The organism is Streptomyces sp. NPDC047000 (assembly GCF_040644295.1).
GTDB lineage: Bacteria > Actinomycetota > Actinomycetes > Streptomycetales > Streptomycetaceae > Streptomyces.
In genome coordinates, this window is record NZ_JBEYWE010000003.1 from 137,824 (window position 1) to 154,434 (window position 16,611).

Consider the following 16,611-nt stretch of genomic DNA (forward strand, 5'->3'; position numbering starts at 1 on the left):
GTACCTGATGTATCTATGCTGTGCACATGCCCTCGTCTGCCCAGGTCGCGACCACCGCGCCACCACGATCCGCCTCCCCCAAGCCGCCCCCCGCCGCCGATCGTGTGTACGCGCACGTCAAAGAGGGAGTTCTCGACCGCAGGTACGAGGGCGGCACCCTGCTCACGGAAGGGGAACTCGCCGAGGCCGTGGGGGTCTCGCGCACCCCGGTCCGCGAGGCGCTGCTGCGGCTCGAGGCCGAAGGGCTCATCCGGCTCTACCCGAAGAAGGGCGCCCTCGTGCTGCCCGTCTCGGCGCAGGAGATCCACGACGTCGTGGAGACACGGCTGATGGTCGAGGAGCACGCCGCCAGGAAGGCCGTGCCCGCCCCCGCGGGACTGCTCGCACGGCTCGGGGAACTGCTGGAGAAGCAGCGGGCACAGGCCGCCGCCGGGGACTACGCCGGCGCCGCCGTGACCGACCGCTGCTTCCACGCCGAGATCGTCCGCAGCGGCGGCAACGAGATCCTCTCCCGGCTCTACGACCAACTGCGCGACCGTCAGCTGCGGATGGGCGTCGCCGTGATGCACTCCCACCCCGACCGGATCGCCAAGACGCTCAGCGAGCACGCGGAGATCCTCGAAGCGCTGCGCTCCGGTGACGCGGAGGCCGCCGTCGCGATCGTGCACCGGCACGTCGGCTGGTTCTCCCACCTGGCCCGCGGGGAGGTCCGGTGAGCGCCGTCCGGCTGCCCGGTGACCCGCCCGGCGGCCGGCGCGCGGTGTTCATGTGGAGCATCGGCGTCTCCGTCTACTTCGTCGCCGTCATCTTCCGCACCTCGCTCGGCGTCGCCGGACTCGACGCGGCGGACCGCTTCCATGTGGGCGCCTCCGCGCTGTCGACGTTCTCGATCCTCCAGCTGCTCGTCTACGCGGGCATGCAGATACCCGTCGGTCTGCTGGTCGACCAGCTGGGCACCAAGAAGGTGCTGGGCATCGGGGCCGTGCTGTTCACGGCGGGTCAGCTGGGCTTCGCCTTCTCGCAGACGTACGGCATGGCGCTCGCCTCGCGCGCGCTGCTGGGCTCCGGGGACGCGATGACCTTCATCAGTGTGCTGCGGCTGGGCACCCGCTGGTTCCCGGTGCGGCGCGGGCCGCTGGTCGGGCAGCTCGCCGGTCTGGTGGGCATGGCCGGGAACCTGGTCTCCACGCTGGTCCTGGCGCGTCTGCTGCACGGGCTCGGCTGGACCCCCGCCTTCGCGGGCAGCGCGGTCGCCGGTGTGGTCGTCCTCGTCCTCGCCCTGCTGTTCCTCAAGGACCACCCCGAGGGCCACGAGCCCGAGCCGTTCGCGCACCGCGGCGCCGTCTACGTACGCCGGCAGATAGCCGCGTCCTGGCGCGAACCGGGCACCCGCCTCGGTCTGTGGGTCCACTTCACCACGCAGTTCCCGGGGATGGTGTTCCTGCTGCTGTGGGGCCTGCCGTTCCTGGTGAAGGCACAGGGCCTGTCCCGGGCGACGGCCGGTGAACTCCTCACCCTGACCGTGCTGTCCACCATGATCGTGGGCCTCGTCTACGGCCAGATCATCGCCCGGCACCACGCGGCGCGGCTGCCGCTGGCCCTGGGGACCGTGGCGGCGACCTCGGTGCTGTGGGGGCTCACGCTGGTCTGGCCGGGGGAGCACGCGCCGATGTGGCTGCTGATCGTGCTGTGCACGGTGCTCGGTCTGTGCGGGCCCGCCTCGATGATCGGCTTCGACTTCGCGCGCCCCGCCAATCCGCCGGAGCGTCAGGGCACCGCGGCCGGGATCACCAACATGGGTGGTTTCCTCGCGTCGATCACGACCCTGCTCGCCATCGGGATCCTCCTGGACGCCACGGGCGACAACTTCACGGTCGCCTTCTCCTCGGTGTTCGTCCTCCAGGCGCTGGGCGTCAGCCAGATCCTGCGGCTGAGCAGGCGCGCGACCCGCAGGGAACGGGAGCGTCTGGTCGCCAGCCGGGTGGAGACCGTGCACGTGCCCGCGTAGGGCCCGTCAGCGTCGTCCCGATCGGGCCGTCCCGATCGGGACGCGGCGTCCGGCGCGTCCGCACCCCGCCACCGTGCAGGCCGGCTGCGCGGGACTCGCTCTCGCTCCCCGGTCCCGCTCCGGCCGGTCTTTCCGGGCTCTGCCGGGCCCTGCCGGGCTCCGTCGGCTCCGGCCGGCCCTCTCCCGTACGTCCCGGCGCTTCCCGGTTACTTCGTGATCGCGAAGTGCCGCAGGATCGCCGTCGTCAGCGCCGGGTCGCCCTCCGTCTTGACGCGGTCCGCCACCGCCTCCGGGGTGACCCGGCCGCACGCCAGCCGGACGTACGTCTCCCAGTCCAGGGTGAGGGTCGCCGCCGGGCCGAGCGCGGGCGCCGTCTCGAGGGTGCCGCGGCCCTGGATGTCGACGCGGATGGTGCGCAGGAACTCGATCGGCCCGTTCACGTCGAAGACGATGGCCGAGCTGCGCGGCGCGTCGGCGTCCTGGGCGACCACGCGCGGCAGCTCGCCCAGCAGCACGTCGCGGGCCACATGGGCGCCGGGGGAGTCGAAGTCACCGGGGACGCCCAGCGCGGCGCGCAGGTCCTGCTCGTGCACCCACACGTCGAAGGCCCGGTTGCGCATGGCCTCCTCGAGGGTGATCTCCGTACCGAGCGGGCCGCGCACCTTCGTGGTGGGCAGCCGTGACTCGTTGCGCAGCTGGCGGTTGCGGCGGATGACCGTGTACTCGAGTTCCGCCGTCATCTCCGGCGCCGTGTGGTGGCGACGCACGTCGACCTGCATCTCCATGTACCGCTGGTGCTCGTTCGTCACGTGGTACAGGTCGCGCGGCAGGGTGTGGATGGGCCGCGGGTCGCCGAGCATCTCGCACTCCAGCCCGATGACATGCGACACGATGTCCCGTACCGACCAGGCCGGGCAGGGGGTCCGCCGGTTCCACTCACCCTCCACGAGCGGCGTGACCAGCTCGGATATGGCGTCGATGGAGTGGGTCCACGCGTCGGCGTAGGGCTGGAGGGTGGGATGCAGACTCACGGAACGGGACCCCTCGGCGGTTTTCGGAACAGGGCGGTGTATGGCGGGCGGGTGCCAGTGGGCGGTGGCTGCTTTCGGCGTCTCTCGAACGTCCCCCTCGGCTCGGGTCGAGCACAAGGGGGGACCCCCAAGTTACGCTGCTGCGAGTCACCCCGGCAGTGCTTTGGTGTGACGATCGTAGGCTCGTGTGTACGGCCTAGAATGCCAGGACGGTGGTAGTGTGCGCGCCTCGCTGATCCAGATCGCCGTAGACCAGGACGAATCGCCCGAATCGCGTCGAGCGCGGGCCGCCGCGCTCGTGCGCGCGCAGGCCGGTCTCGCCGACCTGGTCGTCCTCCCCGAACTGTGGACCATCGGGGCCTTCGCCTACCAGGAGTTCGGGAAGCAGGCCGAGCCGCTGGACGGACCGACGTACGAGGCGATGGCCGAGGCGGCCGGTGACGCGGGCGTGTGGCTGCACGCCGGGTCGATCCCCGAGCGTGACCCGGACGGCCCCCTCTACAACACCTCCCTCGTCTTCTCTCCCACCGGCGATCTCGTCGCCGCCTACCGCAAGATCCACCGCTTCGGCTTCGACAAGGGCGAGGTCGTGCTGATGGGCGCGGGCCAGGACCTGGTGACGGTCCGCCTGCCGGAGACCACCCTCGGCCTCGGCACCTGCTACGACCTCCGTTTCCCCGAGCTCTTCCGCGGTCTCGTCGACGCCGGCGCCGAGACCTTCGTCCTCCCGGCGGGCTGGCCGGAGCGCCGCCGCTCGCACTGGACGCTGCTGGCCAGGGCGCGGGCGGTCGAGAACCAGGCGTTCGTGCTCGCCTGTGGAACGGCCGGCACGCATGCCGGGGTTCCCCAGGCGGGTCACTCGATCGTGGTGGATCCCTGGGGCGAGGTGCTGGCGGAGGCGGGCTCCGGCGAGGAGGTCCTCACGGTGGAGTTCGATCCGGCCAAAGTCGCCGTGACCCGCGATCAGTTCCCCGCCCTGAAGGACCGGGTGCTGGGCCTGGAGAGCCCGCACCGATAACCCCGCGGGGCCCTCGGACCCCGGCTCCCGGCCCTCCGGAAGGCCCCACAGGCCCCGCCGTATTCCCGTGTCCTCGTGTCCTCGTGTCCGCGTGCCCGCGTGCCCGCCTAGTGCCGCGGCACTAGTCCCCCTCCCGTTCGTGCTCCGCGAGGTGGATCACGCACACCGCCACCGCGATCAGCAGCGCCGGGTCCGCGTCGTCCCGTACGACGTCCACGCCGTAGGTCTCCCGCAGGTGCAGCCACCGCCGGGAGATCACGGCGAGGAGTTCGCCGTCGTACTCGACGGCGAACTCCCGGTCCAGGATCTTGCCGCTGACGTCGAGTTCGGTGCCGTCGACCAGCGTCACGCGGTAGTGGTTGCGCAGCAGGGACAGCCGCTTGCGCCGGATGCGGGCGAGCGGTGCGCCGTCCCGTTCGATCACCATCGTGTCGCGCAGGGCGAACATCTTCTGGTGGATGTCGATGAGGACGCGTCCGTGCGTGTCCTTGAGTTCGAAGGTGTCCCGCAGACGCATTGCCTTGCCGTCGACGAGGAACACCTTCTCGCCGTGCTCGTCCTCGATCCAGTAGTCCTCGCCCAGGCCGAGGAGCCGGTCGCGTACCAGGAATCTCATGGACGTACGCCTTCCCGGCCGGACGGCCGGGAACGCCGTCGCTAGGCCGTTGGAGGCGCTCGGCGGACAGGTTCCGGCCGCCGGCCCGGCAGGGTGCGGTGCCGGCGGCCGGGGTCCGCGGTCGGCTACCGGCGGCGCGGGCGCGGGGCCAGCTTGAAGACGGCCACTCCGGCGGCGACCAGCGTGGTCGCGGCCACCAGCATGGCCATGCTGTTCATCCACAGACCGGTCGCCGCGAGCGTGGCGCCGCCCGCGCCGGTGGTGCTCGCGCCTATCACTCGTCCGTACATGGTGCTACTCCTCGGGGTTGGTGCGTGGGGTGCAGGGGGTTGAGGTGGTTGTGGGGGCTTCGGGGAGGTGGTCCGCCGGAGGCCCTGGCCGATGCGGCCGAGGCGGTCGGCCCGGCCGTCGGGTCTCCGGCGGACCCGGCCGCCGGCCGGGGACGGGAGCCGGCGGTCTCAGGTGGCCACCCACTTCTCCTCGCTGCGGCGCACCAGGCCCCACAGGGAGGTGAAGTAGACGGCGTGCTGGAAGAGGTCGTAGAGCATCTCCGGGATCATCAGCGCGGCGAGCAGCACCGCGAGCGGTCCGGCGCGGCGCACGGAGACGGTCTTCTCGACGACGAAGATCAGCCCGATCGCGGTCCAGAACGGTGAGAACCCGGGCCAGCCGTACAGGCTGGTGTACGTCGTCATCCAGATCAGGTAGGCCAGGAAGGACAGTGCGCCGAAGCCCATCAGGAACTGCTGGACGAAGTAGCGGGCGGTGACCTTGGTCCAGCCGTAGTCGCGGAGGTTCTCCAGGGCGCCGCGCTGCCAGCGCAGCCGCTGGTGCCAGAGCTTGGGCAGGCTGGGCATGACCTCGGTGACGACGGCGCAGCCGGCGGGTGACATGGTGCGGTAGCCGAGGGTCTTGACCGCTTTGGTCATCTCGTCGTCCTCGGTGAGGGAGGCGAGGCTGTAGTAGCCGCCGCCGCCCCCGATCTGCCCGGAGCGGCGGGCGGCGCGCACCTCGCGCAGCACATGGGCGCGGAACATGGTGCCGGTGCCGGTGAGGACCTGCGCCTTGCCGCCGCTGCGCTCCAGTTCCCAGGCGAAGCGGTGGAACTCCATGCGCTGGAGCAGGCCGATCAGCCCGCCGCCCTGCTCGCCGTAGAAGACGCCGCCGACCGCGCCGACCTTGCGGTTGAACGTGCTGAGCGCGGTCTCGGTGAACCAGGGGTCGAGGACGGTGTCGGCGTCCTGCACCAGCAGCAGGTCGCGGTCGTCGAGGTGGGGCAGCACCCAGGCGATGGCCTGGTTGAGGGCGCCGGCCTTCTTGTGCTGGTTGCCCTCGGTGTGGAAGACCTGCGCGCCGTGCTCGACGGCGATCGCGGCGGTGTCGTCGGTGCAGTTGTCCGCGACCACGATGATCAGGTCCGGGGGCCGGGTCTGGTCCCAGAGGCCCTGGATGGCGGCGGAGATACGTTCCTGCTCGTTGTGTGCCGGGATCAGGACCGCGAGGCGCGGTCTGACGGCGGGTTCGTCAGGAGCGGCATGCGCCCGGCGCGGTGCGTGGCGACCGGCGCGGTGCGAGCGCGGTGCGTGCGCCGGGGAGGCGAGGTCGAGCACGGTGCGGCCCCCCGAGGTGACGGTACGTCAGGCCCGGGTGCTGACCTCACTCTCCGAGCCTCATGCAAGTGCTCAGAGTGTTCACGATATTCACACAAGTTGGCAAGTTGTCCCAGATCACGGATAGGGCAAGGTTGTCTGTGCTCGTCCTGTGGGCGCCGCATGCCCGATTACGGTCACAAATAAGGGAGTTGCGGCGGCCCTGCGGCTCCCCGTCCGCGGCGGGCCGCCTCCCTCGTGCGGCGAGAGGTTGGTCACATGCCGTACCCGTCGCGGTAGCCGTCGTGGTGATGCGGGCGTCCGTCCTCCTCGATGACCGGCGTGGCCGACGGTACGACGACCCGCCTGCGCTGCGCGATACCGCTGAACGTCGCCAGGCCTATGAGTCCGACGGCCATCAGGATGATGCCGACCAGGTCCAGGTTGACGCCGTTCATGTGCCAGTCGGTCGCGAACGTGAGGATGGCTCCCACGGCGATGAGGATGATGCATCCACCGAGCCCCATGAGCTGTGCCTCTCTGTGCGTTCCGACGCGTCCGGGGTGTCCGGTGCGTCCGGTAGGCAGCGGGTACCCCCGGTCGGCTCGCCTAAGGGTCCCGGGCCGCCCGAGGGCCCCCGGCCGGCTCGCTCAACGGGCCCTCGGCGCCGGGAGGAAGAGAGACACGGGCTGCTGCGGCCTAGTGCCGCAGCAGGCAATGTTCGCCCCGTCGCGACGCCCGGCACTCCCCCAAGCTCTTCGAGCAGGGGGGACCCCCAGAGAGCACGCACCGGACGCCGCTCCTTCACGGGCAAACATTGCCTGCTGCGGCACTAGTTCTCCAGAAAGGCCGTCAGGGCGTTGGCCAGCAGGTACGGGTCGTCCGCGCCGCACAGTTCGCGGGCGCTGTGCATCGACAGGATCGCCACGCCGATGTCCACGGTGCGGATTCCGTGCCGTGCCGCGGTGATCGGGCCGATCGTGGTGCCGCAGGGCATGGAGTTGTTGGAGACGAACGACTGGAAGGGCACCCCGGCGGCCTCGCAGGCGGCGGCGAACACCGCGCGGCCGGTGCCGTCCGTGGCGTAGCGGTTGTTGACGTTCACCTTCAGGATGGGACCGCCGTTGACCCGCGGGTGGTGCGTCGGGTCGTGGCGTTCCGCGTAGTTGGGGTGCACCGCGTGACCGGTGTCGGAGGACAGGCAGACGGTGCCGGCGAACGCGCGGGCCCGGTCCTCGTACGACCCGCCGCGCGCGAACACCGAGCGCTCCAGCACCCCGCCCAGCAGCGGCCCGTCCGCACCGGTGTCGGACTGCGAGCCGTTCTCCTCATGGTCGAACGCGGCCAGTACGGGGATGCAGGGCGTGCCTCCTGAGCCTTCACCGCCGCCCGCACCCGCGGCCGAGGTGCCCGCCGCCGAGGTCAGCGCGGCGAGACCGGCGTGCACGGAGAGCAGGTTGTCCATGCGCGGCCCCGCCACCAGTTCCCGGTCGCGGCCCAGGTAGGCAGGCGCCTCCACGGAGTGGACCATCAGGTCCCAGCCGGTGGCCTCACCCGGTGCGAGACCCGCCTCGCTCTCCAGGAAACCGATCAGGTCGCCGTCGCGCACCGTCCCGCCGAGCCCCCACACCGGCTGGAGATGGCGCTGCTTGTCCAGCTTCAGACCCTCCGAGGAGACCGAGCGGTCCAGATGGATGGCGAGCTGGGGCACGCGCAGCAGCGGCCGGTCGACGTTGACGAGCCGCGTCGAGCCGTCCCGCAGGGTGAGCCGGCCGGCCAGCCCGAGGTCGCGGTCGAGCCATGAGTTCAGCAGCGGGCCGCCGTAGATCTCCACCGCCACCTGGCGCCAGCCGTGCGCGCCGGTGTCGGGCAGCGGCTTGACGCGCAGGTTCGGCGAGTCGGTGTGCGCGCCGATGATCCGGAACGGCGTATGGGGAGCCGCGCCCTCCGGGACGTACCAGGCGATGACCGCCCCGCCGCGCAGCACGTACTTGCCGCCGCTCGTCCCGTCCCAGGCGTCCGTCTCCGCGACCTGCCGGAATCCGGCCTTCTCCAGCCGCTCGGCGGCGTTCGCGACGGCGTGGTACGGCGACGGGCTCGACGCCAGGAAGGTCAGGAGGTCGTCGGTGTGGCCGCGGTCGAAACGGGAGCTCGGTCTCATGGGTTCACCTTAACGACGGACCAGGGCCCGCTCCCGGTGGTTGGGAGCGGGCCCTGGGCGGAGGGTGCGGGGTTTCGCCGGGCTTGGCAGGGGCCGCACCCGTATGGGGGCCGTACATGTCGTTACAACGTACGAAGTACATGGCGGGGGTGGGGCGGGGCGGGCGCCCCACCCCGTGCCCCGGTGCCCGGTGCCCCGTGCCCGGGTGCCCCTGTCTCCCTAGAACGCGGCCTCGTCCAGCTCCATCAGGTCCAGGCCGACGTTCTCGGCGAGCTTGCGGGCGAGGGTGACGCCGGGCAGGACGGTGGCCGCGAAGAACTTCGCCGCCGCGATCTTGCCGGTGTAGAACGCCTTGTCCTTGCCGGTGGCCCGCTCCAGTTTCTCGGCGGCGACGGCCGCGCCCCGCAGCAGCAGGTAGCCGACGACGACGTCGCCGGAGGCCAGCAGCAGGCGGGTGGTGTTGAGCCCGCACTTGTAGATGTTCTTCACGTCCTGCTCGGTGGCCGCGAGGTCGGTGAGCATCAGACCGACGATCGCCTCCAGCTCGACGGCCGCCTTGGCGAGCTGTTCGCGGGCGCCGGCCAGATCCTCGCCGCCGGTGCCGAGCGCGAGGAACTTCTTGATGTCCTCGGCGAGGGAGTTCAGCGCGGCGCCCTGGTTGCGGACGATCTTCCGGAAGAAGAAGTCCTGGCCCTGGATCGCGGTGGTGCCCTCGTAGAGGGTGTCGATCTTGGCGTCGCGGATGTACTGCTCGATCGGGTACTCCTGGAGGAAGCCGGAGCCGCCGAAGGTCTGCAGCGACTGGGCGAGCTGCTCGTAGCCCTTCTCGGAGCCGTAGCCCTTGACGATCGGCAGGAGCAGGTCGTTGAGGGCGTGCTCGGCGGAGGCGTCCTCCCCGGTGGCCTCCTTGACCGCGATCGTGTCCTGCACGGACGCGGTGTGCAGCACCAGCGCGCGCATGCCCTCCGCGTACGCCTTCTGCGTCATCAGGGAGCGGCGCACGTCGGGGTGGTGGGTGATGGTGACCTTCGGCGCGCTCTTGTCCATGAAGTTCGCCAGGTCGGGACCCTGGACGCGCTCCTTGGCGTACTCGAGGGCGTTGAGGTAGCCCGTCGAGAGGGTGGAGATGGCCTTCGTGCCGACCATCATGCGGGCGAACTCGATGATGCGGAACATCTGGCGGATGCCGTCGTGCCGGTCGCCGATCAGCCAGCCCTTGGCCGGGTGGCGGTCGCCGAAGGTCATCTCGCAGGTGTTGGACGCCTTGAGGCCCATCTTGTGCTCGACGTTGGTGGCGTAGACGCCGTTGCGCTCGCCCAGCTCGCCGGTCTCGAAGTCGAAGAGGTACTTCGGGACGAGGAAGAGGGACAGGCCCTTGGTGCCGGGGCCGGCGCCCTCGGGACGGGCGAGGACGTAGTGGAGGATGTTCTCCTCCATGTCGTGCTCACCGGACGTGATGAAGCGCTTGACGCCCTCGATGTGCCAGGAGCCGTCCTCCTGCTTCACCGCCCTGGTGCGGCCCGCGCCCACGTCGGAACCGGCGTCCGGCTCGGTGAGCACCATGGTCGACCCCCAGGTCTTCTCCACGGCGATCCCGGCGATCTTCTTCTGCTCCTCGGTGCCCTCGTCGAAGAGGATGCGGGCGAACGCGGGGCCTGAGGAGTACATCCACAGGGCCGGGTTCGCGCCGAGGACCAGCTCCGCGTACGCCCAGATCAGCGAGGGCGGCGCGGTGGTGCCGCCGATCTCCTCGGGCAGGCCGAGGCGCCAGTACTCGGAGTCCATGAAGGCGCGGTAGCTCTTCTTGAAGGACGCGGGGACCGGCGCGGTGCTGGTCTCGGGGTCGAAGACGGGCGGGTTGCGGTCGGCGTCGGCGAAGGACTCCGCCAGCTCGTTCTCCGCGAGACGGGTCAGTTCCCCGAGCACGCTCCTGGCCGTCTCGGTGTCCATCTCCTCGAACGGTCCCGTGCCGTACAGCTTGTCGCGGCCGAGGACTTCGAAGAGGTTGAACTCGATGTCGCGGAGGTTCGGCTTGTAGTGCCCCATGGCGATGGCTCCGTGGAGAGATCGGGCGAGGCACTGGATCCTCGCACTGCTTCGCATACTGGCAAGTAGGTACGGCTACGATGATGCTACCCGTCGGTAATAAGACGCAACCCCGAACTTCCGGACGCCGGCCGATCCGCGACCACCGAGGCGCCGGCCGATCCGCGGCCGCTGTGGCGCCGGCCGCCGTGATCCGTGCCTCGCAGTGCCCCGCCCTTACGCCATCCGGGCGGACGGCTCGGTACGCTTGCGCCCATGTACGGATACGGTCAGCCGACCGACGTCGGTTCCGCGCAGCAGGGATACGTCCCGCCGCAGCAGCACATGGCGGGCGGTCAGCAGCACATGGCCGGCGGGATGGGCGGCTACGGCCAGCAGCAGCCGCCGCTGTACCCCGAGCCGTCCCCGCCCTCGCTCGCGGACGCGGTGCGCGCCTTCACCACGGGGCAGCTGACCGCGGAGGACTTCCAGCAGGTCTTCGCGACCTCCAAGGTCTACTGCCCGCGCGGCGACAACCCGGGCTTCCTCGCGCTGCACAACACCCAGCAGCCGGTGATCCCGATGTTCACCTCGCTCAAGGAGCTGCGCCGGTACGCGGGCAAGGAGTCCAAGTACTTCGTGATCACCGGCGCCGAGGTGATCGACCTGCTCCCGACCGGCTACGGCTTCGTCCTCGACATGGAGGGCGAGCACCGGATCGTCTTCGACGCGAAGTCGGTGGAGCAGATGGTGGAGTTCGCGATGCGCAGGATGTACGGCTAGCGGAGACGTCCGACGTGACCGGAGCCCGGAGGGAATGTCCTCCGGGCTCTTCGCGTTCCGGATGAGTGGCAGAAAGTTCAATGCTCAACTAAACTGGCCGCACAAGGAGGAACCGACATGCCCGCAGTCACTGTCGAGAACCCGCTGACCCTGCCCCGCGTCACCGCACCGGCCGACGCCGTGGCCCGCCCCGTGCTCGGCGTCACGACCGCGCCGAGCGGCTTCGAGGGCGAGGGCTTCCCGGTGCGCCGGGCGTTCGCCGGGATCCACTACCGTCACCTGGACCCGTTCATCATGATGGACCAGATGGGCGAGGTGGAGTACGCGCCGGGCGAGCCCAAGGGCACCCCCTGGCATCCGCACCGCGGCTTCGAGACCGTCACCTACATCATCGACGGCATCTTCGACCACCAGGACTCCAACGGCGGTGGCGGCACCATCACCAACGGCGACACCCAGTGGATGACGGCCGGCTCGGGTCTCCTCCACATCGAGGCGCCGCCGGAGTCGCTGGTCATGTCCGGCGGTCTCTTCCACGGCCTCCAGCTGTGGGTGAACCTCCCGGCCGAGGACAAGATGATGGCGCCGCGCTACCAGGACATCCGCGGCGGCCAGGTCCAGCTGCTGACCTCTCCCGACGGCGGCGCGCTGCTGCGTGTCATCGCCGGTGAGCTGGACGGCCACGAGGGCCCCGGCATCACCCACACCCCGATCACGATGATCCACGCCACCCTGGCGCCCGGCGCGGAGCTCACCCTCCCGTGGCGCGAGGACTTCAACGGCCTGGCGTACGTCCTGGCGGGCAAGGGCTCGGTCGGCACGGAACGCCGTCCGGTGCACGTCGGCCAGACGGCCGTCTTCGGCGCGGGCGGCTCGCTGACCGTCCGTGCGGACGGGAAGCAGGACTCCCGCACCCCGGACCTGGAGGTCGTCCTCCTCGGTGGCCGCCCGATCCGCGAACCGATGGTCCACTACGGCCCGTTCGTCATGAACACCAAGGACGAGCTGATGCAGGCCTTCGAGGACTACCAGAAGGGCCGCCTCGGCAGCATCCCGGCGGTGCACGGGATGAGCGGCGACGGCCCCGACGCCTGACCCGCCTTCAAGTGTCCGGCCGAACCGGCGGCCCCCGGTCACCGGCCCGGCCGGCCCGTCTGACGTCCGGTCACCGACCTGGCCGTCCGGCGTCCGGTTGGCCGTCCGGCGTCCGGTCCCGGGCTGACGGCCGGGCCGTCCGCACCCGGGCGGCCCGGCCGTCGGTGTTTCTCGCGCAGGCCCTCGGCGTTTCTCGTGCGGGCCGTCAGTGTTTCTCGTGCAGTTCGAACCAGATGCTCTTGCCCTCGCCCCGCGGGTCGACGCCCCAGGTGTCGGCGAGGAGTTCGATGAGGACCAGGCCCCGGCCGGAGGAGGCCAGTTCGCCGGGGCGGCGTTTGTGGGGGAGGTCGTCGCCGGCGTCCGTGACCTCGATGCGCATCCGGCGTTCGCCCACGTCACCGGTGACCTCGGCGGTGAGGAGGGCGTCGGCGTCGGTGTGCACCAGGACGTTGGTGAGCATCTCCGAGAGGAGCAGGACCGCCGAGTCGATCTGCTCCGGTGAACTCCAGTCGTGCAGCAGCTGGCGCAGCTGCTGGCGGGCCTCGGCGACCCGGGCGGGTTCGTCCTGGGCGACCGTCAGCATCGTGCGGCGCCCACCGGGCCGTACGCCGAGGGTTCCGGCGCAGCCGCATGCCTCACCGGGGCGGCCCGCGCCGGGCCGGCACAGCAGGACGACGGCGATGTCGTCCTCGCGGCGGTCGGCCAGCGGGCCGGGGGTGTGGTGCGAGGACGGCCCGTGGACGCCCTGGACGACGGCGTCGGCCAGGGTCTCCAGATCCCCGGTGTGCTCCTCGAGGATGCCGCGGATCCGCCGCCAGCCGGTCTGCAGGTCGTGACCGCCGGTCTCGATCAGCCCGTCGGTGCAGAGCAGCATGGTCTCGCCGGGTTCGAGGAAGAGCCGGGTGGTCGGGTAGTCGGCGTCCGGGTCGATGCCCAGCGGCAGCCCGCCCGCCGTCGGCCGGGTCAGCACGGTGCCGTCCGCCATCCGCACCGCGGGCTCCGGGTGTCCGGCGCGGGCGATCTCCAGTACGCCCGTCGACGGGTCGGCCTCGACGTACAGGCAGGTGGCGAAGCGCGGGTCGGTCTCCTCGCAGGGGTTGTCGGTGATGCCGTGCAGGAAACGGGAGGCGCGGGCGAGGACGGCGTCGGGGCGGTGGCCCTCGGCGGCATAGGCGCGCAGCGCGATCCGCAGCTGTCCCATCAGTCCGGCGGCCCGTACGTCGTGGCCCTGGACGTCGCCGATGACCAGGGCGAACCGGTCGCCCCCGGGCAGCGGGATCATGTCGTACCAGTCGCCGCCGACCTGGAGCCCGCCGCCGGTGGGTATGTAGCGGGCGGCGATGTTCATCCCGGGGATGCGGGGGCCGAGGACCGGCAGCATGGAACGCTGGAGGCCGTCGGTCAGCTCCCGGGAGGCGTCGGCGGCTCCCGCGCGGGACAGCGCCTGGGCGAGCATCCGGGCCACGGTGGTCAGTACGGACCGCTCGTCGGGGTTGAAGGCGACGGGATAGGCGAAGCCCGCCATCCACGCGCCCATGGTCCGGCCGCCCGCGGTGAGCGGCAGGAAGGCCCAGGACTGGCGGCCGAAGCGGCTGGCGAGCGGCCAGGTGAGCGGGTAGCGCTCCTTGTACTGCTCCGGTGAGGAGAGGTAGACGGCGCGTCCGGTGCGTACCACCTCGGCGGCGGGGTAGTCGGTGGCCAGTGACATCTCGACGAAGGGGTTCTCGTCGCCGGGCTGCTGGCCGTGGTGGCCGATGACGGTGAGCTGGCCGCCCTCGGCGCCGAAGACGGCGAGGCCGTCGGGTGAGAAGCCCGGCATCGACAGACCGGCGGCGACCCGCAGGACCTCGGTGGTGGACCGGGCTTCCGCGAGCGCGCGGCCCGCGTCCAGCAGGAACGCCTCGCGGGAGCGCCGCCAGTCCCCGGTGACGGCGCTGCGTCCGGCGGCGGTGCCGGGGGACGGCTCGGTGACCTCCTGGAGGGTGCCGATCAGTTCGTACGCCTTGCGTACCGGGTCGAACGAGGGTTTGGAACGGCTGCGTACGACCCGTACGATCCGGCCCCGCTCGTCCATGATCCGTATGCGGACCTCGGCGAGGGTGCCTTCGGCGACGGCGAGCTGGACGACGCCGGTGATCTCGTTCCAGTCGACGGGGTGGAGCCGGGCGCGGGTCTGGGCCTCGGTGAGGAGGGCCTCGCGCGCGGGCAGCCCGAGCAGCCGGGCGGCCTCGGCGTCGACCGTGACCAGCCCGGTGGCGGTGTCCCAGTGCCAGACCCCGGTGGCGAGGGCGGCCAGGACGTCCCCTACCGCGGGCAGGGGCTCACCAGTGCGCATTGCCCCACTTTAGGAACAGGGGAACGGAGAGTGCCAGTGGTCACCGGCACCGTAATGGTGGGGAGGTGATCTCGTGGACGCCGGTAGGCTGGGGGTGTTTCACGTGAAACACCCACTGCACACGCCTGGGAATGGATGAACGACGATGCATCGGTACAGGTCCCACACCTGCGGCGAGCTCCGCGCCTCTGACGTCGGCGCCGACGTCCGGCTGAGCGGCTGGCTGCACAATCGGCGCGACCTGGGCGGCATCCTCTTCATCGATCTGCGCGACCACTACGGCATCACGCAGCTCGTCGCCCGCCCGGGCACCGCCGCCTACGAGGCGCTGGACAAGCTCTCGAAGGAGACGGTCGTCCGGATCGACGGCAAGGTCGTCTCCCGCGGCGCGGAGAACATCAACCCCGAGCTGCCCACCGGTGAGATCGAGATCGAGGTCGGCGACACCGAGGTGCTGGGCGCGGCCGCGCCGCTGCCGTTCACGATCAACACCGAGGACGGGGTCAACGAGGAGCGGCGCCTGGAGTACCGCTTCCTCGACCTGCGCCGCGAGCGCATGCACCGCAACATCCTGCTGCGTACGTCGGTGATCTCCTCGATCCGTCACAAGATGGCGGCGATGGGCTTCAACGAGATGGCGACGCCGATCCTGTCCGCGACCTCCCCCGAGGGCGCCCGCGACTTCGTCGTCCCCTCCCGCCTCAACCCGGGCAGGTTCTACGCCCTCCCTCAGGCGCCGCAGCAGTTCAAGCAGCTGCTGATGATCTCCGGCTTCGACCGCTACTTCCAGATCGCGCCCTGCTTCCGTGACGAGGACGCCCGCGCCGACCGCTCGCCGGGCGAGTTCTACCAGCTCGACGTCGAGATGAGCTTCGTCGAGCAGGAGGACGTCTTCCAGCCGATCGAGCGGCTGATGACGGAGATCTTCGAGGAGTTCGGCGGCGGCCGGCACGTCACCTCGCCGTTCCCGCGCATCCCGTTCCGCGAGGCGATGCTGAAGTACGGCTCCGACAAGCCGGACCTGCGCGCCAAGCTGGAGCTCACCGACCTCACCGATGTCTTCGAGGGCTCGGAGTTCAAGGCGTTCGCCGGCAAGCACGTGCGCGCGCTGGCGGTACCGGACGTCGCCGGGCAGCCGCGCAAGTTCTTCGACCAGCTCGGCGAGTTCGCGATCTCGCTGGGCGCGAAGGGCCTGGCGTGGGTGCGGGTGGCCGAGGACGGCTCGCTGACCGGCCCGATCGCCAAGTTCCTCACCGAGGCGAACGTCGCCGAGCTGACCAAGCGGCTGTCGCTGGCCGCCGGGCACGCGGTGTTCTTCGGCGCGGGCGAGTTCGACGAGGTCTCGAAGATCATGGGTGCGGTGCGGGTCGAGGCCGCACGCCGTGCCGGTCACTTCGAGGAGGGCGTGTTCCGGTTCTGCTGGATCGTCGACTTCCCGATGTACGAGAAGGACGAGGAGACCGGCGCGATCGACTTCTCGCACAACCCGTTCTCCATGCCGCAGGGCGGTCTGGAGGCCCTGGAGACCCAGGACCCGCTGGACATCCTGGGCTGGCAGTACGACATCGTCTGCAACGGTGTCGAGCTGTCCTCCGGCGCGATCCGGAACCATGAGCCGGAGATCATGCTCAAGGCGTTCGAGATCGCGGGCTACGCGCGCGAGACGGTGGAGGACAAGTTCGCGGGCATGCTGCGCGCGTTCCGCTTCGGCGCCCCGCCGCACGGCGGCATCGCCCCCGGTATCGACCGTATCGTCATGCTGCTGGCCGACGAGCCGAGCATCCGCGAGACCATCGCCTTCCCGCTCAACGGCAACGCCCAGGACCTGATGATGGGCGCGCCGACGGAGCTGGAGGAGGCCCGGCTGAAGGAGCTGCACCTGCTGGTGCGCAAGCCGCAGCCGAAGTAGGCGGGAGTCTGACGGTGAGTGGCCCGGAACCGACGATCGGT

Annotated in this window: 14 protein-coding genes; 6 read left to right on the top strand and 8 right to left on the bottom strand. The window is 70.8% G+C overall.

Features of this window, described 5'->3' with window-relative positions:
* Nucleotides 1–26 precede the first annotated feature (26 nt).
* Together ABZ862_RS07035 and ABZ862_RS07040 are read left to right on the top strand one after the other, a co-directional pair.
* On the top strand, nt 27–716 hold the full coding sequence (locus ABZ862_RS07035; RefSeq protein WP_360953566.1) for a GntR family transcriptional regulator: 690 nt from the start codon (nt 27–29) through the stop codon (nt 714–716).
* 50 nt (nt 717–766) lie between these two features.
* On the top strand, nt 767–2,008 hold the full coding sequence (locus tag ABZ862_RS07040) for an MFS transporter (RefSeq protein WP_360954488.1): 1,242 nt from the start codon (nt 767–769) through the stop codon (nt 2,006–2,008).
* A gap of 206 nt (nt 2,009–2,214) precedes the next feature.
* Here the strand turns inward: ABZ862_RS07040 and ABZ862_RS07045 are convergent, their stop codons facing one another.
* Entirely contained in the window at nt 2,215–3,039 is an 825-nt protein-coding gene (locus ABZ862_RS07045; protein WP_360953569.1) for a maleylpyruvate isomerase family mycothiol-dependent enzyme, read from the bottom strand.
* A gap of 220 nt (nt 3,040–3,259) precedes the next feature.
* Between ABZ862_RS07045 and ABZ862_RS07050 the strand changes: the two genes are divergently transcribed.
* On the top strand, nt 3,260–4,057 hold the full coding sequence (locus ABZ862_RS07050) for a carbon-nitrogen family hydrolase (RefSeq protein WP_360953572.1): 798 nt from the start codon (nt 3,260–3,262) through the stop codon (nt 4,055–4,057).
* A 121-nt stretch (nt 4,058–4,178) separates the two neighbouring features.
* Here the strand turns inward: ABZ862_RS07050 and ABZ862_RS07055 are convergent, their stop codons facing one another.
* The 6 genes from ABZ862_RS07055 to ABZ862_RS07080 all read right to left on the bottom strand — a co-directional run bounded on the left by ABZ862_RS07055 (nt 4,179) and on the right by ABZ862_RS07080 (nt 10,469).
* Nucleotides 4,179–4,673, bottom strand: a complete 495-nt coding sequence (locus ABZ862_RS07055; protein WP_360953575.1) for an LURP-one-related family protein — start codon at nt 4,671–4,673, stop codon at nt 4,179–4,181.
* Between the two features lie 125 nt (nt 4,674–4,798).
* Nucleotides 4,799–4,963 carry a hypothetical protein gene (locus tag ABZ862_RS07060; RefSeq protein ID WP_360953578.1) on the bottom strand — a complete coding sequence of 55 codons (165 nt, stop codon included), beginning with the start codon at nt 4,961–4,963 and terminating at the stop codon, nt 4,799–4,801.
* A 168-nt stretch (nt 4,964–5,131) separates the two neighbouring features.
* Nucleotides 5,132–6,283: a glycosyltransferase family 2 protein gene (locus tag ABZ862_RS07065; RefSeq protein WP_360953581.1), complete on the bottom strand. Its 1,152-nt coding sequence runs from the start codon at nt 6,281–6,283 to the stop codon at nt 5,132–5,134.
* 254 nt (nt 6,284–6,537) lie between these two features.
* Nucleotides 6,538–6,789, bottom strand: a complete 252-nt coding sequence (locus ABZ862_RS07070) for a DUF6458 family protein (RefSeq protein ID WP_360953584.1) — start codon at nt 6,787–6,789, stop codon at nt 6,538–6,540.
* Nucleotides 6,790–7,094: 305 nt separating this feature from the next.
* The gene (locus tag ABZ862_RS07075) at nt 7,095–8,423 is read right to left on the bottom strand and encodes a M18 family aminopeptidase (RefSeq protein WP_360953587.1); all 1,329 of its coding nucleotides are present in this window, start codon (nt 8,421–8,423) and stop codon (nt 7,095–7,097) included.
* A 219-nt stretch (nt 8,424–8,642) separates the two neighbouring features.
* Nucleotides 8,643–10,469, bottom strand: a complete 1,827-nt coding sequence (locus tag ABZ862_RS07080) for an acyl-CoA dehydrogenase (protein ID WP_360953590.1) — start codon at nt 10,467–10,469, stop codon at nt 8,643–8,645.
* A 255-nt stretch (nt 10,470–10,724) separates the two neighbouring features.
* On the opposite strand from ABZ862_RS07080, the gene ABZ862_RS07085 reads away from it, so the two are divergent.
* Nucleotides 10,725–11,231 (top strand): SseB family protein, encoded by a 507-nt coding sequence (locus tag ABZ862_RS07085; protein WP_360953593.1) that lies wholly within the window; start codon nt 10,725–10,727, stop codon nt 11,229–11,231.
* Between the two features lie 117 nt (nt 11,232–11,348).
* Nucleotides 11,349–12,326: a pirin family protein gene (locus ABZ862_RS07090; RefSeq protein WP_360953596.1), complete on the top strand. Its 978-nt coding sequence runs from the start codon at nt 11,349–11,351 to the stop codon at nt 12,324–12,326.
* 205 nt (nt 12,327–12,531) lie between these two features.
* Here ABZ862_RS07090 and ABZ862_RS07095 read toward each other — a convergent pair whose 3' ends face one another.
* Nucleotides 12,532–14,661: a SpoIIE family protein phosphatase gene (locus ABZ862_RS07095; RefSeq protein ID WP_360953599.1), complete on the bottom strand. Its 2,130-nt coding sequence runs from the start codon at nt 14,659–14,661 to the stop codon at nt 12,532–12,534.
* Nucleotides 14,662–14,806: 145 nt separating this feature from the next.
* Between ABZ862_RS07095 and aspS the strand changes: the two genes are divergently transcribed.
* Nucleotides 14,807–16,570 (top strand): aspartate--tRNA ligase, encoded by a 1,764-nt coding sequence (aspS, locus tag ABZ862_RS07100; RefSeq protein ID WP_360953602.1) that lies wholly within the window; start codon nt 14,807–14,809, stop codon nt 16,568–16,570.
* Nucleotides 16,571–16,611: the final 41 nt, after the last annotated feature.